The 13,438-nt window shown below is 74.1% G+C and carries 9 protein-coding genes and 1 pseudogene; 7 read left to right on the plus strand and 3 right to left on the minus strand.

Annotated elements, in window-relative coordinates; translation table 11 throughout:
* The first annotated feature begins 169 nt into the window (after positions 1 to 169).
* The 5 genes from ABTY20_RS33350 to moeZ all read left to right on the plus strand — a co-directional run bounded on the left by ABTY20_RS33350 (position 170) and on the right by moeZ (position 6,194).
* The gene (locus ABTY20_RS33350; RefSeq protein ID WP_352000890.1) at positions 170 to 1,846 is read left to right on the plus strand and encodes a DUF3492 domain-containing protein; all 1,677 of its coding nucleotides are present in this window, start codon (positions 170 to 172) and stop codon (positions 1,844 to 1,846) included.
* Positions 1,843 to 2,967 carry a hypothetical protein gene (locus ABTY20_RS33355; RefSeq protein ID WP_352000891.1) on the plus strand — a complete coding sequence of 375 codons (1,125 nt, stop codon included), beginning with the start codon at positions 1,843 to 1,845 and terminating at the stop codon, positions 2,965 to 2,967. Before ABTY20_RS33350 ends, ABTY20_RS33355 begins: the two co-directional genes overlap by 4 nt.
* 204 nt (positions 2,968 to 3,171) lie before the next feature.
* On the plus strand, positions 3,172 to 4,188 hold the full coding sequence (locus ABTY20_RS33360) for an NAD-dependent epimerase/dehydratase (RefSeq protein WP_352000892.1): 1,017 nt from the start codon (positions 3,172 to 3,174) through the stop codon (positions 4,186 to 4,188).
* Positions 4,176 to 4,952, plus strand: coding sequence for a spherulation-specific family 4 protein (locus ABTY20_RS33365; RefSeq protein WP_352000893.1), 777 nt, complete (start codon positions 4,176 to 4,178; stop codon positions 4,950 to 4,952). Before ABTY20_RS33360 ends, ABTY20_RS33365 begins: the two co-directional genes overlap by 13 nt.
* A 63-nt stretch (positions 4,953 to 5,015) precedes the next feature.
* Positions 5,016 to 6,194 (plus strand): adenylyltransferase/sulfurtransferase MoeZ, encoded by a 1,179-nt coding sequence (gene moeZ, locus ABTY20_RS33370; RefSeq protein ID WP_352000894.1) that lies wholly within the window; start codon positions 5,016 to 5,018, stop codon positions 6,192 to 6,194.
* 71 nt (positions 6,195 to 6,265) lie between these two features.
* Here moeZ and ABTY20_RS33375 read toward each other — a convergent pair whose 3' ends face one another.
* The 3 genes and pseudogenes from ABTY20_RS33375 to ABTY20_RS33385 form a co-directional block, all read right to left on the minus strand.
* Positions 6,266 to 7,756 carry an alpha/beta hydrolase gene (locus ABTY20_RS33375; protein ID WP_352000895.1) on the minus strand — a complete coding sequence of 497 codons (1,491 nt, stop codon included), beginning with the start codon at positions 7,754 to 7,756 and terminating at the stop codon, positions 6,266 to 6,268.
* A gap of 136 nt (positions 7,757 to 7,892) precedes the next feature.
* Positions 7,893 to 8,135, minus strand: a pseudogene (locus ABTY20_RS33380) (alpha/beta hydrolase); the annotation flags it as partial.
* Positions 8,136 to 8,181: 46 nt separating this feature from the next.
* Positions 8,182 to 10,857, minus strand: a complete 2,676-nt coding sequence (locus tag ABTY20_RS33385) for a lysylphosphatidylglycerol synthase transmembrane domain-containing protein (RefSeq protein WP_352000896.1) — start codon at positions 10,855 to 10,857, stop codon at positions 8,182 to 8,184.
* 186 nt (positions 10,858 to 11,043) lie between these two features.
* Here ABTY20_RS33385 and ABTY20_RS33390 point away from each other — a divergent pair, with 186 nt between their 5' ends.
* Positions 11,044 to 11,430: an MGMT family protein gene (locus tag ABTY20_RS33390; RefSeq protein WP_352000897.1), complete on the plus strand. Its 387-nt coding sequence runs from the start codon at positions 11,044 to 11,046 to the stop codon at positions 11,428 to 11,430.
* Positions 11,431 to 11,687: 257 nt separating this feature from the next.
* Positions 11,688 to 13,438 (plus strand): ATP-dependent helicase (locus ABTY20_RS33395; protein WP_352000898.1); only part of this gene is annotated, 1,751 nt, incomplete at its 3' end.

A 13,438-nucleotide genomic window follows, 5' to 3' on the forward strand; every position in this document is an offset into this window, starting at 1 on the left:
CGGCCGTGCCGTCCTGGGGCGGCGGCCGCCCCCCGGTTCGCCCCCCCCCCGCCCACACCCCCACACCCCACACCCCCCCCCCCCCCACCCCCGGGTCCGCATACGTTCGTCCCGCTGTGAGCCGCCGGAGCGACGGCGGCTCCCCACACGGGAGATCGGGGGTGCGCACGTGCGCATCGGACTGCTTACGGAGGGTGGCTATCCGTACGTGGGCGGTGAGGGCGGGCTCTGGTGCGACCGCCTGGTGCGCGGACTCGGGCAGCACGAGTTCGACGTCCACGCGCTCAGCAGCGGTGAGGCCCAGGAGGACGCGGGCTGGGTCCCGCTGCCGCCCCAGGTCGTCCGGGTCCGCACCGCACCGCTGTGGGCGGCCGAGGACGACGGGGTGGTGTACGGCCGCCGGGCACGCCGGCGCTTCTCGGAGCACTACGGCGACCTGGCCGCCGTCCTCTGCGCCGCGACGGACCCCACCGCCCCCGGCCCGCAGTCCGCGGCGCCCGAGGCGGACCGTTTCGCCACCGCTCTCCGGGGCCTCGCCGAACTCGCCCGCGACGAAGGCGGCCTGGTGGCCGCACTCCGCTCCGAGACGGCCGTCCGCGCCCTGGAGCGCGCCTGTCGTGCGCCCGGCGTCCTGCGCGCGGCGCGGGAGGCCCGCGTACCCGATCTGCTGGCCGTCGCCGCGTACCTGGAGCGCGCCCTGCGTCCCCTCTCGCTCGACTGGTACGAGGAGGACGGGCTGGGGGCGGTGGACCTGTGCCACGCCACCGCCGGCGGGGTGACGGCCCTTCCGGGTCTGCTCGCCCACCACTTCTTCGAGGTCCCCCTCCTCGTCACCGAATACGGCGTACGCCTGCGGACGCACTACCTCACCCGGCCCGACGCCCCACCCGCGGTCCGCTCCCTGCTCGCCGCCTTCCACGGCAGGCTCGCCGCCGAGACCTACCGCCGGGCCGCGTTCATCACACCGGGCAACACGCACGCCCGCCGCTGGCAGGAGCGCTGCGGCGCCGAGCGGGCGAAGCTCCGCACGGTGTACCCCGGCATGGACGCCGCGCCCTTCGCGAAGGCGGGGGAGTCCCCGGAGAGCGCGGACCCGTACACGCTCCTCTGGGTCGGCCGCGTGGAGCCCGCCAAGGACCTGGTCTCGCTGCTGCACGCCTTCGCGGAGATCCGCCGGGAGGAACCGAGGGCCCGGCTGCGGATCGTCGGCGGCCCCTCGGACCCGGAGGGCGCCGCCTACCTCGACCACTGCAGGGCACTGGCCGCGCACCTCTTCCCGGACGGGGCCGACGGCCCGCACGCCGTGGGCGCCGGCCCGGTGTCGTTCGAGGAGATCGGCGGCCCCGACCTGCCCACCCCCGCCGACGCGTACGCCTCGGGCGCCGTGACGGTCCTCTCCAGCGTGGTCGAGGGCTTCCCGGCCGGCCTCGTCGAGGCGATGCTCTGCGGACGGGCGACGGTCTCCACGGACGTCGGCGCGGTGGTGGAGGCCGTCGGCGGCACCGGTCTCGTCGTACCGCCGCGCGATCCGCGGGCGCTCGCCGAGGCGTGCGTCTCCCTGCTGCGCGATCCCGAACGCCGCGTACGCCTCGGTGCCGCCGCCCGGGCCCGCGCCCTCGAGCTGTTCACCGTGGACCAGAACGTCTCCGCCTTCCACGGCATCTACCTGGAGATCGTCGCGCGGACCCCGGTCCGCCGCCTCCTGCTCGACGAAGCCGGCGCCCCCCTGCCCTTCGCCGCGCCCGCCGAGGCCCACGTCCCCGGCCACTGGACCGACTCCGCCCCGCGCGCCGTCCCCCGGTGGGCCGTGGACGTCCCGGTACCCGCGAGGGGGACGGCCCGATGACCGGCCTGGACGAACTGAACCGCGGCACGCCGTCCGGCGCGGCCGACCCGGTCAAGGCGCTGCTGCACCGCCACCGCGCCCTGTGCGAACAGGCGGTGGACGCGCTGGAGATCGCGGCGGGCCTGGAGGCCCACGGCATCACCGACCGGACCGCCGCCCGCTTCCGCCACCGGGACGTGTTCTCCCTCGCCGAGGAGCTCTACGCCAGGGTCCCCCGCGACGGCGCGCCCCGGCAGCCGGCCCCGGCGACGACGAGTCCGGGGGAAGGCGCCGGCTGGACCGCCCTCACCCTCCTCCCCGGCGCCCTGTGCGTGGCGACGGTGATCGCGCTGCGCCTCACCGACGGCCGGCCCCGCCTCTACATCGCGGCCACCGGCGTCCTGGCCGTCGTCCTCGCCCTGCGCGCTGCGCTGCGCCGGGGCCCGCTGAGCGCCCGGTCCGACATCCCGCCCCGCTCCACCACGGCGTCCTGGACCTGCTGGCTCCTCGGCTACGCCCTCCTGGGCGACGGCCTGCTGAACGCGGCGGTCACCGGCGGACCCGACGGTCTGCCCGACGGCACGACGGAGGGCGACTGGCCGCTCGCCCTCGCCCCTGCCGTGGCGCTCGCCCTGTCCTGCGCGCCCGCCGCCTGGACGGCCCACGTCCTCGCCGCCCGGGTCCGCCGCAGGCTGGCGTCGAGCCGGGGCCTGGAGGACTTCTCGGCTTCCGTGCGCCCCGTGCTGATCGGCACGACCGCCCTGTTCCTGGGCGCGGTGGCCGCTCTGCTCACGGCGGCGTCCGCGCTCCTCGACGAGCCCCTCGTCCTCCCCCCGACACTCGCCCTGGGCGGCCTCCTCTTCCTGGCCCGCCTCCTCACGATCCACGGCTTCACCCACGCGCCGAAGGTGGTCCTCGCGGCCACGGCGACCGCTCACATGACGGCCCTGGCCACGCTCTTCGCCGCCCGCCTTCCCGGCTGGGACGCCCTGGCCACCCCGGTCCAGACCCTGACCGCGACCTGGGGCCCCGCCGCCCTCCCCACCCTCACCTGCGGAGCGGCGGCGCTGGTCCTGCTGGTCCACGCCTCCCGCACGCTCGCCCGGGCCTCGGCGCACATCCCCCCGGAGCGACCGCGGTGACGACGCGCGTACCGACTGCGGGCGGCGGGCGTCCGCGCGTCCGCGCCCCGCACCCCCTCCGGCGGACGTGATCCGCGCCGGTCCGAGGACGGACACCCCCGGCCCGGCCCCCGCCCGCCCACCGGCACCAGGCGCTCGCGCCACAGCACACGCACTCGAAGGAGAACCCCGGATGACCACCCCGGACGCCGAAGGAGCCGCCCGATGCGAGTCCTCCTGATCGGAGCCAACGGTTACCTCGGCCGCTTCGTCGCCGACCGCCTCCTCGCCGACCCCGCCGTCCAGCTCACCGCCCTCGGCCGCGGCGACGACGCCGACGTCCGCTTCGACCTCGCCACCGGCAGCCCCGGCGCCCTCACCCGCTTCCTCGACGCCGTCCATCCCGGTGTGGTCGTCAACTGCGCCGGCACCACGAGAGGCGGCGCCCGCGAACTCACCCGGCACAACACCGTCGCCGTGGCCACCGTCTGCGAGGCCCTCCGCCGCAGCGGCTGCGGCGCACGGCTCGTACAGATCGGCTGCGGCTCGGAGTACGGCCCCAGCCAGCCCGGCTCGTCCACGGCGGAGGACGCCGTCCCCCGCCCCGGCGGCCCCTACGGCGTCAGCAAACTCGCCGCCACCGAGCTGGTCCTCGGCTCCGGCCTGGACGCCGTGGTCCTCCGGGTCTTCTCGCCCGTCGGCCCCGGCACCCCCGCCGGCTCCCCCCTCGGCCGCCTCGCCGAGGCGATGCGCCGCGCCATGCAGTCCGGTGACGGCGAGCTGAAGCTCGGCGGACTCGGCGCACAGCGGGACTTCGTCGACGTCCGCGACGTGGCCCGCGCCGTTCACGCCGCCTCCCTCTCCGCCGCGCAGGGCGTCATCAACATCGGCTCGGGCCGCGCCGTCCGCCTCCGCGACGCCGCCGGGATCCTCGCCCGGGTGGCCGGTTACGGCGGCGTCCTCAACGAACTGGACACCCCTCCGGGCCCGCACCCACCGCACGCCCCCCACCCCGCCCACGGGTCCCACCCCGCCACCCCTCTCCGTACCACGCTCGGCCACCCCCGCCCCGACCTCGACCACCCGGCCACCGCCCCCGTCGGCCTGCCGTACCCCGACGGCTGCGGCAGCTGGCAGCAGGCCGACGTCCGCACCGCACGCGACCGGCTCGGCTGGCGCCCCCGGATCAACCTCGAGGAGTCCCTCGCCGACATCTGGATGGAGGCGGCATGCCGTATCTGACCGGTGTCAGACCGGGTACGGCGAGCACCGACGTCTGCACGGGCCTCGGCGTCCCCGGCCTCGCGCACCCCCTCGTCGCCCCGGCCGAGTGGAGGAACCTCACCCGCCCGGGCGCCCCTCTGCACTGGGTCGTCCTCAATGTGGCCGACGGCCCCGGTGTCCAGCCCGACCCGCACTGCCTGCAGGCCGCGGGCCGCCTCCGCAACGCCGGTGTCCGCCTCCTCGGCCACCTCGACGCGGCGTACGGCCTCCGCACGTTCGGCGAAGTGGTCGCGGACGCGCACCGCTTCGCCGACTGGTACCGGGTCGACGGCTTCCTCCTGGACCGCTGTCCCGCCGACCGCGCCGCGCTCCCCGAGGTCCGGCGCACGATCGCCGCCCTCCGGGCGCTCCACGACGGCCCCCACGACCCCCGCCGCGCCCACGGCGCCCACATCGTCCTCGGCCACGGCACCCACCCGTACCCGGGATACGCCGACCACGCCGACCAGCTGGTCGCCTTCTCCGGTCCGTGGAGCCGCTACCGCTGGTCGCAGGCGGCGGAGTGGACCGCCGACCACCCGCCCGAACGCTTCTGCCACTTCGTGCACGGAGTGCCCCGCCCGCACCTGGACGAGGCCCTGCGCATCGCCCGCTGGCAGGGCGCCGCGACGATCTACTTCACGGACCGCACGGGCCGGGGCGGCCGTACCGACCCCTGGGAACCCCTGCCCGGCTACTGGGACGACATCGTCTCGCGTGTCGGGACGGGTGTCTCGGAATGAAAAAGGCCATGGCAGTGTTGAGCGGAGAACAACCGTAGTGATTGACCGACCAACGGAGTCCCCGTGTCGTTGCCACCCCTGGTCGAGCCGGCCCCCGAGCTCACCGTAGACGAGGTCCGCAGGTACTCCCGCCACCTGATCATCCCCGATGTGGGCATGGACGGGCAGAAGCGGCTGAAGAACGCCAAGGTGCTCTTTGTGGGCGCCGGTGGCCTGGGCTCGCCGGGTCTGATGTACATGGCCGCGGCAGGCGTGGGCACGCTCGGCATCGTGGAGTTCGACGAGGTCGACGAGTCGAACCTGCAGCGCCAGATCATCCACAGCCAGTCCGACATCGGCCGCCCCAAGGCCGAGTCCGCGCGTGACACGATCAAGGGCATCAACCCGTACGTGAACGTGGTCCTCCACGAGGAGCGGCTCGAGGCCGACAACGTGATGGACCTCTTCAGCCAGTACGACCTGATCGTCGACGGCACGGACAACTTCGCGACCCGCTACCTGGTCAACGACGCCTGCGTGCTGCTGAACAAGCCGTACGTGTGGGGCTCGATCTACCGCTTCGACGGCCAGGCGTCGGTCTTCTGGTCCGAGCACGGCCCCTGCTACCGCTGCCTCTACCCGGAGCCCCCGCCCCCCGGCATGGTCCCCTCCTGCGCCGAGGGCGGCGTCCTGGGCGTGCTCTGCGCGTCCATCGGCTCCATCCAGGCCAACGAGGCGATCAAGCTCCTCGCCGGCATCGGTGAGCCGCTGGTCGGCCGGCTCATGATCTACGACGCCCTGGAGATGCAGTACCGCCAGGTCAAGGTCCGCAAGGACCCGAACTGCGCGATCTGCGGCGAGAACCCGACCGTCACCGAGCTCATCGACTACGAGGCCTTCTGCGGCGTCGTGTCCGAGGAGGCCCAGGCGGCGGCCGCCGACTCCACGATCACTCCCAAGCAGCTCAAGGAGTGGATCGACGAGGGCGAGAGCATCGAGCTCATCGACGTCCGCGAGCCGAACGAGTTCGAGATCGTGTCCATCCCGGGCGCCCGCCTGATCCCCAAGAACGAGTTCCTCATGGGCAACGCCCTGGAGAACCTGCCGCAGGACAAGAAGATCGTCTTGAACTGCAAGACGGGTGTCCGCAGTGCGGAAGTCCTCGCCGTCCTGAAGTCCGCGGGCTTCGCCGACGCCGTCCACGTGGGCGGCGGCGTGATCGGCTGGGTCAACCAGATCGAACCGGAGAAGCCCGTCTACTGACCGCTCCCGGTACGCACACGAGTCGACGCGGGGGCTCCGGGCACCACGGGTGCACGGAGCCCCCGCCGTCGTCAGGAGCAGACCTTGCCGTCCTCGGGCACCGTGCCGTCCAGCAGGTACGCGTTCACCGTGGAGTCGACGCAGTCGCTCCCGCTGCCGTACGCGCCGTGGCCCTCGCCCTTCCAGGTGAGCACCACGCCGACGCCCTCGCCCAGCTCGTCCGCCATCCTCCGGGCGCCCTCGTAGGGCGTGGCCGGGTCGCCGGTGTTGCCCACGACCAGGACCGGCGCCGAGCCCGGCGCGCTCACCTCCGGGGTGTCGAACTGGCCGGGCACCGGCCAGTCGTGGCACCAGCCGGCCGTGTCCCAGCCGAGGAAGGCCCCGAACACCGGCGAGATCTCCTCGAACTCGGGCAGCAGCCGCTTCGTCTCCTCCAGGGTCGGCCGCTGCTTGTCGTCCAGGCACGATATGACCCGCTGGGAGTGGGTCGTCGTGCCGTAGCGCCCCGAGGCGTCGCGTTCGTTGTAACCGTCGGCCAGCGCCAGCAGTTCCGTGCCGTCACCCTCCTCCGCGGCTTCCAGCGCGCTGGTCAGCACCGGCCAGCTGGTCTTGCTGTACAGCGGCAGGACGATGCCGGTCAGGGCCAGTGTCTGCGTCAGCTCGCGCCCGGACGACGTCGGCAACGGGTCGGAGTCGATCCGCTCCAGCAGCTCCGTGATCTCCCGCGAGCCCTGGCCGGGGTCCCGCCCGGTGGACCTCAGGTAGTTGTCGAGCGCCGTCTGGAAGCCCCGGGCCTGGTTCTTGGCGTGACCCACGGTGTCGGCGCTCGGGTCGACCACCGCGTCGAGCGTCATCCGTCCCACCTTCTCCGGGAAGAGGTGGGCGTAGACGCCGCCGAGTTCGGTGCCGTAGGAGATGCCGAAGTAGTTCAGCCTGTCGTCGCCGAGGGCCTGCCGGACGCGGTCCATGTCGCGAGCGGTGTCGGTGGTGGAGACGTGGGCCATCAGCTTCCCGGCGGTCTTCCGGCAGCCCTTGCCGAAGTCGGCGGCGTCCTGGAGGAACGCCCGCTCCTCGGCCGGCGTGTCCGGGGTGCCGTCCACCGACGACTCGGCGGCCTGGATGCTCTCGTCGTCGCGGCAGCGGACGCCCTCGCTGGCGGCGACCCCGCGCGGATCGAAGCTCACCAGGTCGTACCGCTCGCGCAGTTCGGCGGCCGTGGCGGCGTAGGACGGCATCATCGACACGCCCGAGCCGCCCGGGCCGCCGAAGTTGAACAGCAGTGAGCCGAGGCGGTCGTCGCCCGTGGCCCTGGCCCGGATCAGGGCGAGCCCGATCGTGGAGCCGTCCGGCTTCGACCAGTCCAGCGGCACCTCGAGGGTGGCGCACTGCCAGTCCTCGCCCGGTGCGGGGGTGTCCCCGGAGGCCTCGCAGCGCCCCCAGTCGAGCGCCGTCCCGCCGCTCCTGCCGTCGTCGTCGGAGTCGTCGTCCGACGAGCCGCCGCAGCCGGCCGTCAGCAGCGCGGCGGCGACCGTCAGGGCCGTCCACCGTGTGAAACGGGTCATGTGCCACTTCCCCCCTCGCGGCCGTCCGCCCTGTGCCGCGGATGGCTGTCAGGCCATGGTAGGCAGATCCGCCGTTTGCCGGGGATGCCTGTGGATAACGCTCTGACCTCCGGTTTCGCGGTGACCTCGGGCCCGCTCACGAGCAGGTGGTCCCGGCTGCCGGCACCTTTCCGTCCAGGAGGCAGCCGTGCACCGCGTCCTGGACGCACGCGTTCTTGCTGTGGTGGGCCCCGTGCCCCTGCCCCCGGTACGTCGGCTCCACGCCGACGCCCGCACCGAGCGCCCGCGCCATCCTGCGCGCCCCCTCGTACGGGGTGGCGGGGTCGCCGGTGTTGCCGATCACCGGGATCGGCGCCGCACCGGGAGCGCGGACGTCCGGAGCGGGACGCGCGGGACGGGGGCCGTACGAGGTAGGGGTGGCCCGTTCACAGGGCCGCCTTGCGCGTGAGGTGGTTGAAGGCCAGCCAGCCCGGCAGCACCGGCAGCCACAGCGTCAGCAGCCGGAAGAGCAGCACCGCGGGCGCGGCGACCTCCTTGGGCAGCCCGACCGCGATGAGACCGACCGTCAGGGTCGCCTCGACCGCGCCGACGCCGCCCGGCGTCGGGGCCGCCGACCCCAGTGCGTTGCCGGCGAGGAAGACGACGGCGACGCTGGCGATGCTCACCGAGGTCGTCTCGTCGCCGAACGCCCGGATCGAGGCGTCCAGGCACATCACGAAGCAGGCCGTCAGCAGCAGCATGCCGCCGATGCCGGTGACCAGCTTCTGCGGTCGCTGCAGCACGTCGAGCATGCGCGGCACGACACCTGCGAAGAGCGACCGCACGCGCGTGACGACGAATTTGCGCAGGAACGGCACCGAGGTCACCACGAGCACCAGCACCGCCACCGTCAACAGGCCTCCGATCACCGTCCGGGACGGGGAGAGGGAGGGCGTCTTCTCGGTGCCGGTGAGATAGCCGAAGGACAGCAGCATCAGGATGTGGCAGCCGAGCCCGAAGAGCTGCGACGCGCCGACGCTCGCCACCGCGAGGCCCGGCCGCACCCCCGCGCGCTGGAGGAACCGCGTGTTCAGGGCGACACCGCCCACCGCCGCCGGGGCGACGATCTTCACGAACGATCCCGCGACCTGTGCCGCCACGGTCCGCACGAACGGCACCCGCTCGGGCACGAACCCCAGCAGGGCCATGGCCGCGGCGACGTAACTGGCCGCCGAGAACAGCACCGCCGCGGCCACCCAGCCCCACTCCGCGTTGGAGATCAGCGGGCCGAACTCGATGTGGGTGAGCTGCGTCAGCAGGAAGTACGCGCCGATCGCACCGGCGATGAAACTGATCAGGGTCCGCGGCCGCACCCGCTCCAGGCGGGCCGGCTCCACCGGGGCCTGCGGCCTGATCCGCAGCACCTCGTGCCGGATCTGGGTGAGCAGGTCCTCCTCGCGCGCCTCCTCCAGCGCCTCGTCGATGGCCCGCTTCTCGGCCCGCTGCTCCGCGCGTACGGCCTTCTTGTCGGGCTTGTCGAGTACGACCTGGTGGGCGCCGTGCTCCGCGCGGGGCGGCCTGGACTGCCGGTAGGCCTCCAGCACCGCCTCACGTTCGCGTTCCGCCCGTTCCCGGGCCAGCTTGCGCAGGGTGCCGCGGGTGGAGCGGCTCAGCGCGATGGGCTGGAGCATCGGCAGGCAGTCCGCCACGGTGTCCGGGCCGAGGACGCTCAGCGCGGAGGCCACCGCGCGTTCGGCGCCCACCCTGAGACCCAGGGTCACCAGCAGTTGGGAGGTGTCCATGCGCAGCAGCAGGTCACCGGCCGCGATCTCGCCGCCGCGCAGGTCGGTGAGGATCACCGTGCCGGAGCGGTCCACCAGGATGGCATCGCCCACCAGCCTGCGGTGCGCGATGCGGCGGGACTGCAGGGCCTGTACCTGGCGCCAGGTGTCGCGCAGCAGTTCGTCGGTGATCTCCTCGTCCGGCAACGAGTCGAGGGTACGTCCGCCGCTGTGCTCGTAGACGAGCATCACGGCGTCGGGGCCGAGTTCGGAGGTCGCGATCAGCTTGGGGGCGTTGGCGCCGGCCGCGATGGCCGCGTAGGCCAGCAGCGCCTCCTGCTCCAGGGCCTGGCGCAACGACTGCAGGCTGCTGCGGGTGGCGAAGCCGCGCAGGGCCAGATTGCGCCACGCGCGGTAGAAGAACCCCTGTGCCTGCTGTTCGCGGTCGACCACCGTGACGTCCAGCGGCGGACCGTCCTCCAGGGTCACGAAGTACCGGCGCCCCCGGTCCCCGGCCTCGGCGGCGTCGCCGGACTCCACCCGGGAGGCGGTCACGGGGCGGAAGCCGACGGTCCGCAGGCCCGCCATCAGGGTGCGGCCGGTGGGGCGCACATTGGGCGAGCCGACCGCGTAGAGGGTGCCGTAGGCGACGGTCCAGCCGATCAGGACCGTCAGGATGATCGAGAACGGTGTGGTGTACCCGGTGACGAGCATCGAGAAGGCGTCGAGGAGCAGCACCACCCACAGCACCGCGCGCCACCGGGGTCTGCGGGACATCCCGACGGCCGTCATGTACGCGATCACCGGGGCGAGATAGCCGTGCACCGGGTCGGTGAGGGCGTGGACGTCGCCGGGGGAGGGCTGGGTGAGCGCCTCCTGGATCGAGTCCGGAGCGGCACGCGCGACCCACAGGTCGGTGGCGAGTGTCACACCGTGCGCGAGGACCGCGGCGAGCACGCCGTCGGCGATCCGCAGCCCGTCCCGCTTGATCAGCCGTTCGATGGCGAAGGCCACGGGCACCAGGAGGATCGCGATGCTGGAGGCCAGACCCGCGATCTTGATGAGCAGGTCGGGGGCCTGCCCGGTGCCCTTGTTGATGTCCTGTTCCAGACCCGAGGTGGTGCCGTGGGCGAACGCGGCGACGGCCAGCAGCACCGCGACGGCGAGCACGCCCGCCAGGAGCCGCATGAGGTCGGACGGACGGTGCACCCGTGCGGGGAGCAGCGGCTCGTCGCCCTCGACCTCGTCGATGTGCGCGGTCTCGGGCTCCGCGGGGTCCGGGCGCGACGAGGCGTCAGGGGTGCCCTCCGTGTTCCCGGGGTGCGCGCCCTGCTGCTTCATCGTCTCTTCTCGGTCTTGTATCACCAGTCACCGCCCGCACGATGGTGGCATGCCGTACCGGCACACAGGGGCATCAGGGTCCGAACGCGGGGCGGCACAGTCTGCCCGAAGCGCCGCTCCGGGGCGAGCCGTGCACACGCGTGCGAGCGCGTCGCGTTGTCGGTGGGGTGGGGCAGGATGGGCCGGATGAGCCAGGAGAGCCTTCTGTCCGACGGCGGCCCGCGACATCCGGACGCCCTGCCCGAGTACGCCGAGCGGGTCCTCGAGGTGGCCGAGCTGATCCCGCCGGGACGGGTCATGACGTACGGGGACGTGGCCGAGTGGCTGGGGGAGGGCGGCCCCCGGCAGGTGGGGCGCGTGATGGCCCTGTACGGGGGAGCCGCGCCGTGGTGGCGTGTCGTCCGTGCGGACGGCGTGCTGCTGCCGGGCCACGAGCTCAGGGCCCTCGGCCGCTACCGCGCGGAGGGCACGCCCCTGAAGGAGGCGGACCGGGCCGCGCAGGGCCATGCGCCGCGCCTCGACATGAGACGGGCGCGGTGGGACGGCGGCGGGCACACCGAAGGTCACACCTGACAGCCTCCGCCATGGCGCACGCCACCGTGTGATCCGTGACCCCTCACGGGAAGGAGGGGCACACGCGTGGCATGACGTACGTTCGTGGGGCGAGGGACATGTGCGGCCGGAGTGCCCGGGGAGAAGGAACGGAACACCTGCTTCCGTACTTTTCACCGGTGCGGCGTCGGCTGCGCGCGCCCCCTTCACCCCGCGCCCACCGCCCCGCACGAGCGGCGGACGGCCCCACAGCACACCCACCAGGACCGGCGAACCACGTGAGCTCCTCTTCCTCCACCAGCGGCCTGTCGCACCCCCAGGTGCGGCGGGGGGATCGTGGCGCTTATCGACTGGTGCGTACCCCGCCCGCTCACGCGCATCCCCCCCACCTGGACGCCGCACAGCGCTCCGTGGTTGAGCACACCACCGGCCCGCTGCTCGTTCTCGCAGGTCCGGGCACCGGCAAGACCACCACGCTCGTCGAGTCCGTGGCCGCGCGGATCGCCCGCGGCGGGGACCCCGGGCGGATCCTGGTGCTGACGTTCAGCCGCAGGGCGGCCGTCGGGCTGCGCGACCGCATGGCCCTGCGCGTCGGGGCCGCCCGCGCCCCGCAGGCCACCACCTTCCACTCGTTCTGCTACGCCCTGATCCGCGCCCACCAGGACAGCGACCTCTTCGTGGAGCCGCTGCGGCTGCTCTCGGGCCCCGAGCAGGACGTCACCGTGCGCGAGCTGCTCGCCGGCCAGGTGGACCTGGAGCGGCTCGGGCTCGCGCACGTGCGCTGGCCGGACGAACTGCGCGCCTGCCTGACCACCCGCGGCTTCGCCGACGAGGTCCGCGCGGTGCTCGCCCGCAGCCGCGAACTGGGCCTGGGCCCCGAGGCCCTGGACGCCTTCGCACGCCGCATCGGGCGCCCCGACTGGCGCGCCGCCTCCGCCTTCCTCGCCGAGTACCTCGACGTCCTCGACCTGCAGGGCGTCCTCGACTACGCCGAACTCGTCCACCGCGCGGTGCTCCTCGCCCGCCGCCCGGAGACCGCCGGACGGCTCGCCGCGCGCTACGACGCCGTGTACGTCGACGAGTACCAGGACACCGACCCCGCCCAGGTACGGCTGCTGCACGCCCTGGCCGGCGGACGCACCCTCGTCGCCTTCGGCGACCCCGACCAGTCGATCTACGCCTTCCGGGGCGCGGACGTGGGCGGCATCCTGGAGTTCCCCCACACGTTCCCCCGGGCGGACGGCCGCCCGGCCCCGGTCCAGGTGCTGCGCACCTCCCGCCGCTCCGGCGCCGCCCTGCTGGAGGCCACCCGGCGGGTGACCCGGCGCATGCCGCTGCCCCGCCTGCCCGCCGAGAAGGTCCGCGCCCACCGGGAGCTGACCCCGGTACGGGACGGCGGCCGGGTCGAGGTCTACACCTACCCCACGTCCGGCACGGAACTGGACAACATCGCCGACATCCTGCGCCGGGCGCACCTGGAGGACGGCGTCCCCTGGAACGAGATGGCCGTCCTGGTGCGGGCCGGCGCCCGCACCCTCCCCGTCGTCCGCCGCGCGCTCACCTCGGCGGGCGTGCCGGTCGACGTCGACGGCGACGACCTGCCCCTGCGCCACGAACCGGCGGTGGCCCCGCTGCTGACGGCCCTGCGCGCGGTGGCGACGGCGGAGGCGGACGGCCGGGAGGGCACCGGGACCGGAGCGGGACCGCACTGGCTCGACACCGAGACCGCCCTCACCCTGCTCACCTCCCCCCTCGCCGGCATGGACACCGCCGACCTGCGCCGCCTCGGACGGGCCCTGCGCGAGGAGGAGCGGGCCGCGGGCAACCCGCTGCCGCCGCCCTCCGACGAACTGCTCGCGCGCGCGCTGGCCGAACCCGAGCGGCTCGCCGTGCACGACCCCGCCCACGCGCGGGGCGCCCAGCGCCTCGGCGCCCTGCTGCGCCGGGTCCTGGTTCATGTTCTCCAGGCCGCCGGCCATCTGCTTCTGGATCTCGGCGTCGCCGGACGCCTCGGCGATGGCAGCGAAGT

The sequence above is a fragment of the Streptomyces sp. NPDC126497 genome (assembly GCF_040302425.1).
Taxonomy (GTDB): Bacteria; Actinomycetota; Actinomycetes; order Streptomycetales; family Streptomycetaceae; genus Streptomyces.

What these genes read in the sequence shown, in the direction of transcription:
- ABTY20_RS33365 (WP_352000893.1), top strand. Translation starts at nt 4,176, where the DNA reads ATGCCGTATCTGACCGGTGTCAGACCGGGTACGGCGAGCACCGACGTC.
- ABTY20_RS33355 (WP_352000891.1), top strand. Translation starts at nt 1,843, where the DNA reads ATGACCGGCCTGGACGAACTGAACCGCGGCACGCCGTCCGGCGCGGCC.
- ABTY20_RS33375 (WP_352000895.1), bottom strand. Translation starts at nt 7,756, where the DNA reads ATGACCCGTTTCACACGGTGGACGGCCCTGACGGTCGCCGCCGCGCTG.
- ABTY20_RS33360 (WP_352000892.1), top strand. Translation starts at nt 3,172, where the DNA reads ATGCGAGTCCTCCTGATCGGAGCCAACGGTTACCTCGGCCGCTTCGTC.
- ABTY20_RS33385 (WP_352000896.1), bottom strand. Translation starts at nt 10,857, where the DNA reads ATGAAGCAGCAGGGCGCGCACCCCGGGAACACGGAGGGCACCCCTGAC.
- ABTY20_RS33390 (WP_352000897.1), top strand. Translation starts at nt 11,044, where the DNA reads ATGAGCCAGGAGAGCCTTCTGTCCGACGGCGGCCCGCGACATCCGGAC.